Genomic DNA, 15,093 nt, shown 5'->3' on the forward strand with positions numbered 1-15,093 from the left:
GCAGGCAGGTGAGGGGCGGCGCCGACTTTTGTAAGAAAGTAGTGGCACAGATTCGCAACGTGAAGCGATTGTCCAGGCGCGGTCGGCGGATCATCTTCGGGTCAGGGCAGAGCGAATCCTGGAAACGGCCCGCCTATCAGCTCAAGCGTTGAGCGCTTCAAAGATACTGTGCGACCTTCTTGCCGACCGTGAGGAAGCGCAGGGGATCTATCGCTTCGCCATTGTGCCGGACTTCATAATGCAGATGCGGTCCGGTCGAGCGGCCGCTGCTGCCGGTCTTGCCGATGACGGCGCCGGCATCGAGTTTTTCGCCAACGGTCACGTCGATTTCGCTCAGATGCCCGTAGCGGGTGGCAAAACCGTTGCCGTGATCGACTTCCACCATGCGGCCATAGCCACCATTCCAGCCGGCCTTGGTGACGACGCCAGGCGCGGTGACACGCGCGTCCATGCCGATCGGCGCCCTGAAATCCATGCCGGAATGCAGGGCGGCGGTACCGAGTATGGGATCGGTGCGCACACCGAACGGGCTGGTGACGGAATGGCCGGGAGCGGGGTTGGCAAGCGGCAGTTGACGCGCTTCCTTCTTCAACTGGTCGAGCGTATCCAGCGCCTCGTCGAGTTCCTTGACCTTGCTGTCGAAGATCATCGAACTGTCGAGCGGGATCAGCGGTCCGCCGACGTCGCTTTCGCCTTTGCCGAAATCGCTGTCGACTGGCAGGCCTGCCCCGTGCAACGCCTCCTGAATGGCATCGGCGCTTTTGTAGGCGTTGTCGGCAAGCGTACTGATGCGGCTGAGTTGCTCGTTCTCGATCGATTTCAGCGACTGGTTGATCGAGACGAACAATTTGTCGGCGCGGTCGGCGGCTGAATCACTGGGCAGCGGGTCGGAACGCGTCGACCACAAGGAGAATGGCCTGGTATCGGCGGCGCCAAGGTCGGCGCTCAGGCTGGCCACGGCATAGGTCTGTGCGGGCTGGTTGATGCTGCCGGTGATTTCGGCATGCTTTTCGGGCTTGGCGGCCGCCGTCGGGTTGTCGGCCGGCGTCGTGCCGACCTCGTTTTCCGCGCGTTCGAGCAACGGGCCGAGGCGGCCGTGGCGCTGGCTGAGCTGGGTCTGGCGCTGGAGCAGCTCGCTGACCTTGGTTTCCATCAATTGCTGGTCGAGCAATTGCCGGCTGGTGATGCGGTCGACCTGGGCGCGAAGCGCCGAGATACGGTCCTCATAGGCCTGCTGCATGCGTGCCTGCCTCGCCGTGGTCGCGCCAATCAGGTCGTCGCGCAGGACGAGGTAGGAGGTCGCCAGCAGGTATCCGATGGCAATGGCGGCGAGAGCCGAGCCGATAAATGCCGCGAGCCAGGGCCGGATCGTGAAATGCCTGATTTCGTTGCCGCGGGCGATGATGACCGTATGGGGTTCCTTGCGCCTGCCAAAGACCGCCGACTGACCGGTTGCGTTCACGGGACCAAGCTTTCGTTACGACACCACGACAGCTCGATTACACATTATTAGGGTTAACAAAGGCTTGCCGGATCGATTGCGGGACACCGAATGCACGCGGTGCGGGCAACAGATTGCAGCAAAACTGCCGATGGCGCGGCCGCAGTGCCGCGAAATCTTCGGTGATGAGCACCATTGTGCTGCGGGAGAACGGCCTGTCTTTGTCGGATCAAGTTCAGTTTCTTAACTGTCTTCGATTGGATTTAATTGACAGTTTTCGAGTAAAGGCGTCTGGGGATTTGGGATTCATTGTGGCGGTGGGAATGCTGAGCGATCTGACAGGCAAGATAGTCGACAAGATTTCGGGCGCCAGTCTGCTGGCGACCGGGCTGTTGCTGTTGACGGCCTTTGTCAGCGCGCTCGTGGCCTATTGGCGCACGGCCGAGGAGAAGAGCTGGAAGGAGTTTTTCGAGTTCGTCGTCCCGCATGAGGTCATCACCCATCCCTCGGCGAAGGCCGACTTGCTGTTCTGGGTGACGAAGAAGGCGCTTATGCCGTTCCTGATGCTGCCCGCCGGGATCGTCTTCGTCACGGCGGTGGGCTACGCAACCAACTGGCTGTTTTCGACACTGTTCCACTTCCAGCCGCCTCTGATCGAGGGGCCGGCTGGGCCGGTGACGGTGGTGATCTTCACCATCACCATGCTGCTTGCCTACGACATTTCCTACTATCTCTATCACGTCGCACAGCATCGCTATCCCCTGCTTTGGGAACTGCACAAGGTGCATCACTCGGCCGAGGTGATGGTCGGGATCACCAAGGACCGCGTCCACCCGCTCGACGAGCTGATGAATAGAGCCTGGGACGGCCTCATCGTGGGCGTCTGCTTCGGCATCTGGTCGCTGATTTCGCTGAATCTTGTCGAGCTGACCGTCTTTGGCGTCAATGTCTATGTCATGCGCAACATCCTGATGATGGATTTCGTCAGGCACACGCATTTCAAGATCTCGTTCGGCCCGCTCAACAGTGTGATCCTGTGTCCTCATTGGCACCAGCTGCATCACAGCACCGATCCGCGCCACTACGACAAGAATTTCGGGCTGCTGTTCTCGTTCTGGGACCGGTTCTTCGGAACATTGTGCGTGCCGAAGCCCGACGAGGACTTCAAGTTCGGGTTGGTCGACCGCGACGTGCGCGACTACCAGTCGCTGGCCGGCCTTTATGTCATGCCGCTGAAGCGGATGTGGAGGCATATTGCCAGGCGCATGCGGCCTGGAAAGCCACGGACCTCACGATCATCGGAAGAAGGGACACGGCCATGAACGCTCCCTTCGTGCTCGCCATGCCGCGCACACGCACCTTCGAAGTCGTGACATCGGCGGAACGCCTGGCCGAGATCGCGCCGGCCTGGAGCGCGCTCTGGCATCGGGCCGGCGGGCTTGTCTTCCAGCACCCGGACTGGATCGCGGCCTGGTGGCGTACCACCCCGCACCAGGAGCGGCGTACGCTCAGGATCGGACTTGCCTGGAACGGCGACCGGCTCGACGGCGTCATCGCGCTCGCCACTTTCAGGCGCTCCGGTATACGCATGCTCGAATGGGCGGCGAAGGATCACAGTGACTATGGCGACGCGCTGGTTGCGCCCAACAGCGATCCGCGGATGATCCCCCGGCTCTGGCAGCATATTTTTGATCAGGGCGGCTTCGACCTCGTCTACCTCAACCGCCTGCTGCCGGATGCCGGTGTTCGTGTCCTGCTGGACCCGGGTTTGGGCCATGGCAAGGCGCTTCGGCCGAACCACCGCAGTGAAATCAGCTATCGCGTCGCGGGTTCCTGGCAGAGCGGGGCGGATTGGTTCGAGACGCTGTCCAAGAAGGGCCGCCAGAACTATCGCCGTGGCCGCAAGTTCATGGCCGAAAGTGGCGAATTGCGTTTCCGCCTGCTCGATGCGGACGACCCGCGCGAGCCAGTGCTTGCAAGGGTCGCGACGCTGAAGCGCCTCTGGCTCGCCAGGCATGGCCGCGTCTCGGATTTGTTCGACGAGGGCTCGCCGGTTCTCGCGGCGCTCGTCTCCGTCCTGGCCGAGCTCGGCCTGTTGCGCATCTTCGTGCTGGAGCTCAACGACACGATCATCGCCGTCTCGATCAATTTCGAGCAGCACGGCACGATGATGGCTTTCGTCACCACTTACGACCCCGAGCACGAGCGCGCCTCGCCGGGCATGGTGCTGATGATGGACTATATCCAGTGGTCTCTCGACCGCGGCCTGGCCACGATCGATTTTCTCTGCGGCGGCGAGGATTTCAAGCGCCGCTTCGCCACGCAATCAGTCACGCTGTGGTCGATGATGGGCGCGCGCGGCTTGCCTGGTCATCTCGCCGCGCTGGTTGATCGTGCGAACCACGTTTCGAAATCCTGGCGGGCGCAGCCGCAGCCGAAAGCGGAAACGTCAGACGACTAGGGCGCGTCGCGCCTCAAAGCGCGCGCACGGCCTCGAGTACTTCCTCGGCGTGGCCCTTGACCCGGACCTTGCGCCAGATATGGGCGATCCGGCCGTCGCGGCCGATCAGGAACGTGGCGCGCTCGACGCCCATGTATTTACGGCCATACATCGATTTCTCGACCCACAAATGGTAGGCCTCTATGACTTTGCGCTCCTCGTCGGCGGCGAGGTCGATGGTGAGGTTGTATTTCGACTTGAACTTGTCGTGCTTCCTGACGGGGTCGGGCGACAGGCCGATCACCACGGCGCCGGCCTTTTCGAAGTCCGGCTTCAGCTGTGAAAAGGATATGGCCTCTTGCGTGCAGCTTGTTGTGTCGTCCTGAGGATAGAAATAAAGCACCACGGGCTTGCCGGCGGATGCGGCAAGGCTGAGCGAACCGCCGCCATCCCGGGGCAGGTCGAATTGCGGTGCGAGGTCGCCCACGACGAGGTCAGTCATATCGATGCCCTTGTTTGAGGTTACGCGCGAAGCCACACCGATATAGTGTCGACCGGGGATTCGTCCACGAGCGAGTTCGTAAAACGGATCAGAGTTTGGATCAGGAGCATCCGCAGCACGAGAAGATAAGGTTCAGGCGGGATGAGATCACCGACCTGGGCGCCTTGCCGTCCGCATGCCGCGTCCCGCCGCTTGGCCAGGCTTCGATCGGCCGCGGCTTCCGGATACTCTCGCGCGTGTTTGCCGGCATCGTCGCGCTCGTGCTGCTGGCGGCGACCGCCGTTTATCTGATCGGCCTTTCCGGCATCGGGGCGGACCGGCTGCGCATCGAGGCGGAGAGCGCCATCGAGCGGCTGGCCGGTGTCGATGTCCATGTCGCGGTCGGGCCCGCCCGTATCACGCTCGACGGTTCGAGCTTCGTCGCTCTCCAGGTGAGCGATGTCAGTCTGAAGACATCCGACGGCCAGGCCATGGCCGATGCCGGGCGGGTGCGCTTCGGCGTCCGCCTCGTGCCGCTGCTGTGGGGCGAGGTGCGGCTGACCAGTGCCAGGATTTCGGACGCGCGCATCGTCACGGCGGCCATGCCCTCGGGCGGAGACTGGACCGCCGGCTTGCGCAATGAGGATGGCCTCGTCGACCCGGAGAAGCTGTCCGATGCCGTGTTCGCCAACATACACCGCGCACTCGACGCCGTGCGGGAAGATTCGATGCGCCGGATCGATCTCAGCAATGTCGAATTCGTGCTGCCTGAAACCGGAGCGGTCAAACTGATCAGGATCGCCAACGCCACCGTCGTTCAGTCGGGCACGAGCGGCATGGAGTTTTCCTCAGAGGCGGATGTCGATGGCCGGACTGTTACCATCGCGGCTTCCGCCAGGCGCGATGTCGCGGCGCATCGCATCACGGAGCTGGATGCCAAGCTCGATCTGGCGGATGCCAGTGTCGCCAGCGCGGGCTCCGGCAAGCTTGGGACCGTCGCCTTGAAGCTGACGGGCTCGGAAGGATCAGGCGCCACCCCGTCGCGCCTTACGGCCGCGCTGTCGTCCACCGGGTCGGTGCTCGATCTCGGCACGCGCGGCCTGTTGCCGGCCGACGTCGATGTCGACGCCACGCTTGTCAACGGCAGCAACAAGATCCAGGTGGACAAGCTGCTTTTGAAGACCGGACGATCCTCGTTCGACTTCGGCGGCTCGATAGGACCAAAACCCGCGACGGGCGCGGCGGGCGAGGAGCCTTCCTATCGTTACGACCTGACCAGCGACGGTTCGACCCTGGCGCCGTCGGAGTCGCCGGAGCCGGCGCTGACCTTCCTGGCGCGTATCGCCGGCGTCTACCAGACCAGAAGCCACAAGCTGGTGGCCGAGCAGATCGCGGTGCGGTCCTCCCAGTCCAGCGAGGTTCTGGGCACCGCTGCCGTGGAGTTCGTTGACGGCAAGGCTCCCGGCATCAATCTCGCGCTCAACGTGCATGACATGCCGGTCTCGCATGTCAAACAGCTTTGGCCGTGGTTTTCGGCGCGCAATGCCCGGCTCTGGGTGCTGGACAATCTGTTCGGAGGCCGCGTCGTCGATGCCAATCTGCAGTTCCAGGTGGTGCCGGATCGCCTGGGCAATGGCGTGCCGCTTTCCGCCAACGAGGTTTTCGGGCGCTTCCAGATCGAAGGATCGCGTTTCGATACGGCTGGCCGCATTCCGCCGATCCGCGACGCTGTCGGCGTTGTCGGCTTCCATGGCAATGACGTCGACATATCCTTGTCTTCCGGCACGGTGTTCATGCCCAGCGGCCGGACGGTGGCGGCCAGCAACGGTACGCTGACGGTCAAGGAGGCGAACCATCCGCCCGTCATCGGCGCGCTCGACATCGATGTCGAAGGGGAAGCGCCGGCCGTCGCCGAACTGGCCTCCTACGAGCCGATCAACGCCATGCGCCATGTCGGCTTCCTGCCGGACGACCTGTCGGGCAGCGTGACAGGCCACGTCAAGGCGGACATTCCGCTGCAGTCGGGTGTGGACACCTCGAAGCTCGATTGGCTGGTGTCGCTCGACTATACCGGCCTGTCGCTGGCCAAGCCGTTCGAGGGGCAGACCGTGACCGATGCCGACGGTTCGATCACGGTCGATCCGGAAAAGGCCGTCATCTCCGCCAAGGCATCCCTGAATGGCATTCCGGCCGAACTCGACCTCATCGAGCCGTTGGCCGACAACGGGCCGCCGCGCAGCCGCAAGGTGGCACTTGTGCTCGACGACAAGACCCGTGCCGCCGCCATGCCCGGGCTCACGCCGCTGCTGGGCGGAACGGTGAAGGTGGCGATCGACAAGAGCGGCAGCGGCAACCAGAACGTCTCGGCCGACCTGACCAATGCCCGGCTGGACATTCCCTGGGCCGGCTGGAGCAAGGGGGCAGGGGTCCCCGCGACCGTCACTTTCGTGATGACCAAATCGGGCGACACCACGACGCTGTCGGACTTCGACCTGGACGGCAAGACCTTCTCGGTCGATGGCACAATCGTCCTGGTCAATAGCGCCCTGTCGTCGGCAAAGTTCAGCAAGGTGACGCTGAACAGGGGCGACGACGTGGCCGTTTCGGTCAAGCGATCCGGCAAGGGCTACGCGGTCAGCATATCAGGCAACGCGCTCGATGCCCGCTCGCTGATCAAGCAGTTCACCTCCGACGTCGACACGGCCACCAAGACGACCGGCAGCGACGCCATTTCCGTCAGCGCCGATGTCGATCAGCTCACCGGTTTCCACGACGAGCAACTGTCCAACCTGAAGCTCGATTACAGCGCGGCCGGCTCACGGGTGAACGGGCTGAAGGTCAGCGCCACGGCGAGTTCGGGCGCGGCCATCGCAATCAGCAACACCACTGGCGACGGCCGGCGCTCGCTGAATGTCCAGTCGGCGGACGCCGGGGCGATCCTGCGCTTCCTCAACGTTTACGAGCACATGGAAGGCGGGTCGATCACGCTGGCTCTGACCGGGGCCGGCGACGGGCCGATGAAGGGCAAGGTCGACACCACCAATTTCTTCGTCGTCAACGAACCGAAACTGGCCTCCATCGTCTCGACCACGCCGGCCGGCGACAACCGCAGCCTCAATCAGGCGGTCAAGGGTTCTCTCGACACGTCCCGCGTCAAGTTCGAACGCGGCTACGCCGAGATCGAGAAAGGCAGCGGCTATCTCAGACTGGCCAATGGCGTGCTGCGCGGTCCGCGCATCGGCACGACGTTCCAGGGCATCCTTTACGATCAGAACAACAACATGGACATGACCGGCACCTTCATGCCGGTCTATGGCCTCAATCGCATCTTCGGTGAGCTGCCGATCGTCGGCGCCTTGCTCGGCAATGGCCGCGATCGCGGCCTGATCGGCGTCACCTATCGGCTTCGGGGCAATGCCAACAAGCCGGTGCTCGACGTCAACCCGCTCTCGGTGATCGCGCCGGGAATATTCAGGTCGATCTTCGAATATCGATGAGCGGCCTCACACAGGCCGCACCAGGACGACCTTTTTTTTCCCCAGCTGAACTTTGAATGCGCCAGTGTCTTCGTGGACATCTGTCCAAAAAACAACAGCGTTAGGGTCTGTTACTAATTTATCGTTTATACGAAACGCGCCTTCTGCGATTTTACGACGAGCTTCCGAGTTGGACGACACAAGACCTGAAGCAACTATTATGGCCGTATTTGATCTCCCGACCTGCCATTGCTCATCCGATCCTCTGTTAATCGTTACTGTCGGAAGAGAATCGATTGACTGGCCTCTCTCGAAAAGCGCTTCTGCTGTTTTTTCAGCCTCAATAGCTGCCTCGCGACCATGCACGATGGCAGTCGCTTCCGTTGCAAGGATTTTTTTCGCGACGTTAATTTCGGAGCCACTTAAAGCTCCTAATTTCCCAATTTCATCAAGCGAGAGCCGAGTGAATATCTTTAGGAAGCGTTCGACGTCGGCATCCTCGGTATTGCGCCAGTATTGCCAAAAATCATAGGGCGAGAAGAGGTCGCCGTTGAGCCAGACCGCACCCTTCGCGGATTTGCCCATCTTGGCGCCTGACGATGTCGTCAGAAGAGGAGTGGTCAGGGCATAAAGCTGTGGCGTGCCCATGCGATGGCCGAGATCGACGCCGTTGATGATGTTGCCCCACTGGTCTGAGCCGCCCATCTGAAGGCGGCAGTTTTGGCGCCGGGCCAGTTCGACGAAATCATAGCCCTGCAGGATCATGTAGTTGAATTCGAGAAACGACAGCGACTGCTCGCGGTCGAGGCGCAACTTGACGCTGTCGAAGGTCAGCATGCGGTTGACAGAGAAATGCCGGCCGACGTCACGCAGGAACTCGACATAGTTGAGTTTCATCAACCAGTCGGCATTGTTGACCATGATAGCGTCGTTCGGGCCATCGCCAAAACGCAGGATACGGCCGAAGATGCGCTTGATGCCCTCGATGTTGGTGCCGATCGCCTCGGGCGTCAGGAGGCTGCGCTGGTCGTCGCGGAAGGACGGGTCGCCAATCATCGACGTGCCGCCACCCATCAGCGCGATCGGCCTGTGCCCGGTTTCCTGCAGCCAGTAAAGCATGGTGGCCGAGATCAAATTGCCGATATGCAGGCTCGTCGCGGTGGCGTCGTAGCCGACATAGGCAGTAACCGTTTCCTTGGCGAAAAGCTGGTCGAGGCCGGTCTCATCCGAGATCTGGTGGATGAAACCACGTTCCTTCATCACGTTTAAGAAGTCGGACTTGTATGCAAACATGCTTCTTTTCCCAAAGCGTTCGGCCGGTCGCGACCGACATATTACATGGATCAGCGGCGCGTTTAGCACCCAAGCGCGATCAGCAAAAGTGGAATCCGGTTTTGCGTCCGATCGCCTCTGCGCCGAGGATCGCCAGTGTCCCGACGATCACCCCTTGTTGAAACGGGGTTACCGGTGGTCCGGCACGAATGCTTGCGTCATCGTTTCGGCTGGCGTAATGAGGCCTCCGCGCCACAAGGTTCTTGCAGCCCACGACCTAGAGCGGCACCGCACGGCATCCATGAATGCCACATCGACGACAGAGCCCCGACGCGACATGCCGGACGCATTGATATCCATCGTCATTCCTTGCAGGAACGAGGCGGCAAACCTGCCGCTGCTGATCGACGAGATCGAGGCGGCGATGACCGGCCGCGACTTCGAACTGATCATCGTCAATGACGGCTCGACCGACGACACGGCCGACGTGCTTGCCCAACAGGCCGCGCTTCGGTCTTTTCCGGTGCGTGAGTTGCGGCACCAGAAATCCGCTGGCCAGAGCCTGTCGGTTCGTTCAGGGGCCTGGGCCGCGCGTGGCGGCATCGTCGCCACGATCGACGGCGACGGCCAGAACGATCCGCAATACATTCCGGTGCTGGTCGACGCACTGCGCAGCGCCGGTCCGGACTTCGGCGCCGCGCAGGGGCAACGCCTGAAGCGCCGGGACAGCAAGGTCAAGCAGCTCGCGTCGCGTTTCGCCAACTGGCTGAGGAACGCCATCCTGCACGACGAGACACGCGACACCGGCTGCGGCCTGAAGGCGGTTCATGCCGACATCCTGCGCAAGCTGCCGTTCTTCGACGGCACCCACCGCTTCGTCCCGGCCCTGGTCATCCAGGAAGGATACAAGGTGGTGCACTGCGACGTCGTCGACCGGTCGCGCCGGCACGGCAAGTCGAACTACGGCATTTTCGATCGCGGCCTGCAGGGCGCGCTCGATCTGGGTGGCGTCTGGTGGTTGCGCCGCAGGCGCCGCAGAATGCCAAAAGTAGAGGAAATCAAGCGTGGTTAATGTGCTTCAGGAATTGGGGGCCTGGCTTCACCAGGTCTTCATCAAGCAATTCGACGCCTGGGTTCTGCTGGGCTTCATCGCCCAGTTCTTCTTCACCATGCGCTTCGTCGTCCAGTGGCTCGCCTCCGAAAAGGCCAAGCGCAGTGTGGTGCCGGTGGCCTTTTGGTTCTTCTCGCTGTTCGGCGGCGGCCTGCTCCTGATCTATGCCATCCAGCGCCAGGATCCGGTGTTCATCGCCGGCCAGGCGATGGGCATGTTCATCTACATCAGGAACCTCTGGCTGATCGCCAACGAGCGCAAGGCGGCGATGAGCAAGGTCGATTGACGGCCCGGCCTGCCGGGAACCGGGGCATATCGAGAAAATGATCGGCGAGGCTGAAGCATGGCGTTGAACAGGAACTACATCCTCCTCTTCCTGTTCAGCCTGGTGATGACGGTTTCGGGGCAGGCATCCATGCCGCCGCTCGACCGCGACGAGCCACGCTTTGTCCAGGCCACCAAGCAGATGGTGGAGAGCGGCGACTATGTCGATATCCGCTTCCAGGAGGCCTCGCGCTATCAGAAGCCGATCGGCATCTACTGGCTGCAATCGGCGGCCGTCACGCTGAGCGGGCAGGGGGCCGAGGCGCCGATCTGGGTCTACCGTACGATCTCAGCCCTCGGCATTGCTCTTGCCGTGCTGGCGATCGCCTGGACGGGAACCAATCTTTTTGGCGCCAGCGCCGGCATCGCCGCCGGTCTTGTGACTGCGGCGATCTTCGCCACCGCTTTCGAAGGCCGCGACGCAAAGACCGATGCGATGCTGCTCGCCTGCTGCGTGGCCGCGCAAGGCGCGCTGGCGCAAATCTACCTGGCGTCGCGCCGCAACGAACCGGCCGGAGGCCATCTCTGGTGGATATTCTGGATCGCGCAAGGGGCGGCGATCCTGATCAAGGGGCCAATAGCGCCGCTGCTGTCGGCATTGACCATCCTCACGCTTTTTGCGTTCGAACGCGACGGACGCTGGCTGTCGAAGCTCAGGATCGGGCGCGGCCTGCTGCTGGTCGTTGTCATCGCGCTGCCCTGGCTCGCCGCGATCACCTGGAAGAGCCACGGCGCCTTCCTGCAGCAAGCCGTCGGCAAGGACATGCTGGGCAAGGTCGCTTCGGGCGAGGAATCGCATGGCCTGCCGCCCGGCTTCTACATGCTGACCTATTCGCTGTTCATGTGGCCGTTCGGCCTGATCGCGGTCGGCGCCGGCCTGCAGGCCATCAACCGCCTGCGCGACGATCCGAGGCTGCGCTTCTGCCTTGCCTGGTACATTCCTTTCTGGCTCGTCTTCGAACTCATTCCTACGAAACTGCCGCATTACGTCCTGCCGGCCTATCCCGCCGTGGCGCTGCTGATCGGCTGGCTGCTGACCCTGCCGCCACAGGACGCCAATGCGCCGCTCAGGCGCTGGCAGCAATGGCTGTGGTGGGCAACCGCTTTCGGCCTGGTCGTAGTCAGTATTGGTCTCGCGGCCGTCTGTGTCGGCGCGCCGATCTACCTCACCCATATGTTTTCCTGGTGGAGCATCCCGGCAGCCGCGGCGGCGCTTGCGGCCGGCTACTTCGCCTTTTCGCGCCAGTTGCAGGTGCCGCTGCGCCGCATCGGCGCCGTGGCGATTTGCGCCGGCATTACCTATGCCTTGCTGTTCGGTGTGATCGCCCCGTCCCTGAAGCCGATGTGGCTGAGCCCGGCCATCAAGCAGGCGGTGCTCGCCAACAAGCCTTGCGACACGACTGTTCTCGCTTCGTCGCGCTATCAGGAACCGAGCCTGGTGTTCCTGGTGGGCACAAAGACGATGCTCACCGGCCTTGGCGGCGTGGCGGACCATCTGCTCGCCGACCCGGCATGCGCCCTGGCGCTGGTGCCGATCGAGGACGAGCAGAAGCTGAACGGCATGTTGTCGGTGCGGGACAAATCGGCCAAGCGCCTCGCCGAAATCGACGGCCTCAACTATTCGTCGGGAGACAAGCTGTCGCTCGGCCTTTATCGTGTGAACCAATGACGGCTGGTCGATGACAGGATCGAGTTCCCAATGCTCGTGAGATCGCGCCCTCCGGTTTCCAGTTCGCTTTTGGGCATAGGACGCCGGTCCCTCGACAATTTTCGCGACACGGTGCGGATCGCAAGACATCGCCTTGCGGTTCGCCCCGAACGCTATCCCAACATCTCATGGTGGGCGTGGATCCTGGTCTGGGTGTTCCTGACCGGGGCCGCCTTTGTGCGCCTCGACACCCCGGCGGGAATGGCGCACGGCCAATGGTCGCCAGGCCTGGCCAGGCTTGCCGAGTTCCTGACCCAGTTCGCGCTTGGCGGCTGGTATCTCATTCCGTCTGCGCTTCTGCTGGTCGCAGCCAACCTCACCGATTGGCGAAGCCTGTCACGGCGCGCGCTGATGCTCGTCTACAACTGGACTTGCCTGGCGTTCCTGATGCTGAGCGCCGTCGGCCTGTCCGGGCTGCTGGTCAACATCCTCAAATATGCGATCGGGCGCGCCCGGCCGCTCTATTTCGATGATTTCGGCGTGCTCGCGCTGCATCCTTTCGCGTTCGACGCGCGCTTTGCCGGCTTTCCCTCTGGCCATGCCACAACGATGGGCGCGGTGTTCGGCATCCTGCTGCTTCTGTTTCCACGGCGCTGGTACATAGCCCTGGTGGTGACCGCTTGCATCTCCTCGACCAGGGTGTTCGTCGGCGCCCACTATCCGAGCGACACCGTGGCCGGTTTCGGGCTCGGCTGCGCCTTTGCACTGGCATGCGGACTGGTCTTTGCCCGGCTCGGCTTCATCTTCCGTCCGGTATCGACGGGGTTGCCGGTGCGCAAGGCGTCATTCCGGTTGATTGCTCCGGGAAAATAGGCCGGCGCCGGGTCGCCCGTGTCTGTGCTAATTGCCGTCCAGACCGCCGTAGGATCTCACAAGGCGGGCCATGCCCGACTGGCTTGCCGCCTCGGTCTCGAGCCCATGCGCAACGCCGGCGCGGTCGGCGACGGGACGGTTCTGGCTGACCTTCCACTTGCCGTGGATCTCGCTGATCGCGATTTCGAGGCCGATGATGCCCTTGATCTGCGACTGGATGAACGGTGCGGGCGCATCGGTCACCGCCCAAGGGGTCTCGCGGGTGCCCTCCTGGGATGCGGTCAGGTCGGCGATCTGCCGCGCCAGCCAGTCCTGATCGTCGATCACCTCAGCCGTGCCGCGCACCTGCACGATGGCGTAGTTCCAGGTCGGCACCACCTTGCCTGTCTCGCGCTTGGTCTCATACCAGGACGGCGTCACATAAGCGTCGGTTCCCTGGAAGACGACCAGCACGGGCGATGACGGGTTTTCCGAAATAAGCTTCCATTGCGGGTTCGCCTTGGCCATGTGAGCGCGCAACCTGCCGCTCGGTGATACCTGGGCGTCGAGCAGGAACGGGATAGCATTGGCCTCGGGGCCGTCGGGCCCGTTCGAGATCAGCATGCCGAGTGGATGTGCCCGGATCAGGCCATGCAGCACATCCGGCCGCGTTTCCTGGAAATGAGGGGGTTCGTACATGGTCGTGCCTTTCGCGCTTGCAGGCACATTATGCTCGGTCCGACCCGGTTGTGCTATGTACCAGTTGCGCCATATGGATGAGCGGGAAGGGCTTGCCGGAGCTGTCCAGCTCGGAACGGCCAACCGGCAGGAAGCCGCACTTTCGGTAGAAAGCGACCGCACCGGGATTCTCTTCGTTGACGTCGACCTCAAGGGCGCCTTTGAGCGCCACCGCATGATCGACCAGCTTCTTGCCGATGCCGGTCCCATGCCGGGCGGGGTCGACGAACAGCATTTCCAGCTTCGAGCCGGACAGGCCAGCGAAGCCCGTCAATTCTGCGTCGTCCAGCGCGACGAACACTTCGAGCGCCGGCAGGTATTGGTCGCGAACCTGCGGCAGGAAGAACTGGATGTCGTCCTCGCTCAGGAACAGATGCGTCGCGCGTACTGCAGCGAGCCATATCTCGACGAGGCGGGCATTGTCTGCCCGCTCATAGCCACGAATCTGCATTGCTCGATGTCTTAGCGCAGCCGCTTCGGCCTCGGATCCGACAATTCGCCGGCCAGCCTGCGGTCGAGATAGTCGGCGCATTCCTGGATCAGCAGGTCGGCGTCGTTGGCGAAGAAATGATTGGCGCCGGGCAGGGTCTTCTGCGTGATGGTGATGCCCTTCTGCGTGTGCAGCTTGTCGACCAGGCCTTGCACATCCTTGGGCGGTGCCACCTTGTCGGCATCGCCATGGATGATCAGACCGGAGGACGGGCAGGGCGCCAGGAACGAGAAATCATAGGTGTTGGGCTGCGGCGCGATCGAGATGAAGCCTTCGATCTCGGGCCTGCGCATCAGAAGCTGCATGCCGATCCACGAGCCGAAGGAATAACCGGCGACCCAGCAGCTCTTGGAATCGGGATGCAATGACTGCACCCAGTCGAGAGCCGCGGCGGCATCCGACAATTCACCGGTGCCGTGGTCGAATTCGCCCTGGCTGCGGCCGATGCCGCGGAAGTTGAAGCGCAGCGTGGTGAAATCGCGCTTCTGGAACATGTAGAAGAGGTCATAGACGATCTTGTTGTTCATCGTGCCGCCGAACTGCGGATGCGGATGCAAGACGATGGCGATCGGCGCGCTCTTTTCCTTCGAGGGCTGGTAGCGACCCTCCAGGCGGCCGGCCGGACCGGTGAAAATGACCTCAGGCATGAAATACTCCACGTGACATACAAGTGCGCGACGCCCGGAACACTCTTGCTCCGGCCCCGCTTCCACAGACCTTGACGCAGGGCGAGCGTCTTCATAGAAGCTAGTTTAGAATTATTCAAAACTGGGTGGCCGAAACGCAATCGTCCGGCCGCCCTCGCCGCAAGCCGGGTAAA

At 62.5% G+C, this 15,093-nt stretch carries 13 protein-coding genes; 7 read left to right on the forward strand and 6 right to left on the reverse strand.

Features of this window, described 5'->3' with window-relative positions; genetic code table 11:
• Positions 1-157: 157 nt before the first annotated feature.
• Positions 158-1,462, reverse strand: coding sequence for a M23 family metallopeptidase (locus FFS37_RS05670; RefSeq protein WP_137929957.1), 1,305 nt, complete (start codon positions 1,460-1,462; stop codon positions 158-160).
• Positions 1,463-1,764: 302 nt separating this feature from the next.
• Here FFS37_RS05670 and FFS37_RS05675 point away from each other — a divergent pair, with 302 nt between their 5' ends.
• Both FFS37_RS05675 and FFS37_RS05680 read left to right on the forward strand, forming a co-directional pair.
• Positions 1,765-2,763 carry a sterol desaturase family protein gene (locus FFS37_RS05675; protein WP_171026181.1) on the forward strand — a complete coding sequence of 333 codons (999 nt, stop codon included), beginning with the start codon at positions 1,765-1,767 and terminating at the stop codon, positions 2,761-2,763.
• Positions 2,760-3,902, forward strand: coding sequence for a GNAT family N-acetyltransferase (locus tag FFS37_RS05680; RefSeq protein WP_137929958.1), 1,143 nt, complete (start codon positions 2,760-2,762; stop codon positions 3,900-3,902). Before FFS37_RS05675 ends, FFS37_RS05680 begins: the two co-directional genes overlap by 4 nt.
• Positions 3,903-3,915: 13 nt before the next feature.
• On the opposite strand, the gene FFS37_RS05685 is transcribed toward FFS37_RS05680, so the two are convergent.
• Positions 3,916-4,383, reverse strand: coding sequence for a peroxiredoxin (locus tag FFS37_RS05685; RefSeq protein ID WP_137929959.1), 468 nt, complete (start codon positions 4,381-4,383; stop codon positions 3,916-3,918).
• 95 nt (positions 4,384-4,478) lie between these two features.
• Between FFS37_RS05685 and FFS37_RS05690 the strand changes: the two genes are divergently transcribed.
• A complete protein-coding gene (locus FFS37_RS05690) occupies positions 4,479-7,859 on the forward strand; it encodes a YhdP family protein (protein WP_137929960.1) in 3,381 nt (1,126 codons plus the stop codon).
• Positions 7,860-7,865: 6 nt separating this feature from the next.
• Here the strand turns inward: FFS37_RS05690 and tyrS are convergent, their stop codons facing one another.
• Positions 7,866-9,131: a tyrosine--tRNA ligase gene (gene tyrS, locus FFS37_RS05695; protein ID WP_137929961.1), complete on the reverse strand. Its 1,266-nt coding sequence runs from the start codon at positions 9,129-9,131 to the stop codon at positions 7,866-7,868.
• Between the two features lie 316 nt (positions 9,132-9,447).
• On the opposite strand from tyrS, the gene FFS37_RS05700 reads away from it, so the two are divergent.
• Genes FFS37_RS05700 through FFS37_RS05715 form a run of 4 tightly spaced genes read left to right on the forward strand, consistent with a single transcriptional unit; the run spans position 9,448 to position 13,066 of the window.
• Complete coding sequence (locus tag FFS37_RS05700; RefSeq protein WP_137929962.1) at positions 9,448-10,182, forward strand: glycosyltransferase family 2 protein; 735 nt, start codon at positions 9,448-9,450, stop codon at positions 10,180-10,182.
• Positions 10,175-10,507, forward strand: coding sequence for a lipid-A-disaccharide synthase N-terminal domain-containing protein (locus FFS37_RS05705; RefSeq protein WP_137929963.1), 333 nt, complete (start codon positions 10,175-10,177; stop codon positions 10,505-10,507). Before FFS37_RS05700 ends, FFS37_RS05705 begins: the two co-directional genes overlap by 8 nt.
• Before the next feature lie 57 nt (positions 10,508-10,564).
• Positions 10,565-12,214 carry an ArnT family glycosyltransferase gene (locus tag FFS37_RS05710; protein WP_171026182.1) on the forward strand — a complete coding sequence of 550 codons (1,650 nt, stop codon included), beginning with the start codon at positions 10,565-10,567 and terminating at the stop codon, positions 12,212-12,214.
• A gap of 30 nt (positions 12,215-12,244) precedes the next feature.
• Positions 12,245-13,066 (forward strand): phosphatase PAP2 family protein, encoded by an 822-nt coding sequence (locus FFS37_RS05715; protein WP_137929964.1) that lies wholly within the window; start codon positions 12,245-12,247, stop codon positions 13,064-13,066.
• 27 nt (positions 13,067-13,093) lie between these two features.
• On the opposite strand, the gene FFS37_RS05720 is transcribed toward FFS37_RS05715, so the two are convergent.
• Genes FFS37_RS05720 through FFS37_RS05730 form a run of 3 tightly spaced genes read right to left on the reverse strand, consistent with a single transcriptional unit; the run spans position 13,094 to position 14,920 of the window.
• Positions 13,094-13,744 carry an FMN-binding negative transcriptional regulator gene (locus tag FFS37_RS05720; protein ID WP_137929965.1) on the reverse strand — a complete coding sequence of 217 codons (651 nt, stop codon included), beginning with the start codon at positions 13,742-13,744 and terminating at the stop codon, positions 13,094-13,096.
• A gap of 28 nt (positions 13,745-13,772) precedes the next feature.
• Complete coding sequence (locus FFS37_RS05725) at positions 13,773-14,234, reverse strand: acetyltransferase (RefSeq protein ID WP_137929966.1); 462 nt, start codon at positions 14,232-14,234, stop codon at positions 13,773-13,775.
• Between the two features lie 11 nt (positions 14,235-14,245).
• Positions 14,246-14,920, reverse strand: a complete 675-nt coding sequence (locus FFS37_RS05730) for an alpha/beta hydrolase (protein WP_137929967.1) — start codon at positions 14,918-14,920, stop codon at positions 14,246-14,248.
• Between the last annotated feature and the right edge of the window lie 173 nt (positions 14,921-15,093).

The sequence above is a fragment of the Mesorhizobium comanense genome, from assembly GCF_005503535.1.
GTDB classification, from domain to species: Bacteria; Pseudomonadota; Alphaproteobacteria; order Rhizobiales; family Rhizobiaceae; genus Mesorhizobium; species Mesorhizobium comanense.

What these genes read in the sequence shown, in the direction of transcription:
- FFS37_RS05715 (WP_137929964.1), top strand. Translation starts at nt 12,245, where the DNA reads ATGCTCGTGAGATCGCGCCCTCCGGTTTCCAGTTCGCTTTTGGGCATA.
- FFS37_RS05710 (WP_171026182.1), top strand. Translation starts at nt 10,565, where the DNA reads ATGGCGTTGAACAGGAACTACATCCTCCTCTTCCTGTTCAGCCTGGTG.
- tyrS (WP_137929961.1), bottom strand. Translation starts at nt 9,131, where the DNA reads ATGTTTGCATACAAGTCCGACTTCTTAAACGTGATGAAGGAACGTGGT.
- FFS37_RS05685 (WP_137929959.1), bottom strand. Translation starts at nt 4,383, where the DNA reads ATGACTGACCTCGTCGTGGGCGACCTCGCACCGCAATTCGACCTGCCC.
- FFS37_RS05720 (WP_137929965.1), bottom strand. Translation starts at nt 13,744, where the DNA reads ATGTACGAACCCCCTCATTTCCAGGAAACGCGGCCGGATGTGCTGCAT.
- FFS37_RS05730 (WP_137929967.1), bottom strand. Translation starts at nt 14,920, where the DNA reads ATGCCTGAGGTCATTTTCACCGGTCCGGCCGGCCGCCTGGAGGGTCGC.
- FFS37_RS05680 (WP_137929958.1), top strand. Translation starts at nt 2,760, where the DNA reads ATGAACGCTCCCTTCGTGCTCGCCATGCCGCGCACACGCACCTTCGAA.
- FFS37_RS05700 (WP_137929962.1), top strand. Translation starts at nt 9,448, where the DNA reads ATGCCGGACGCATTGATATCCATCGTCATTCCTTGCAGGAACGAGGCG.
- FFS37_RS05675 (WP_171026181.1), top strand. Translation starts at nt 1,765, where the DNA reads ATGCTGAGCGATCTGACAGGCAAGATAGTCGACAAGATTTCGGGCGCC.
- FFS37_RS05725 (WP_137929966.1), bottom strand. Translation starts at nt 14,234, where the DNA reads ATGCAGATTCGTGGCTATGAGCGGGCAGACAATGCCCGCCTCGTCGAG.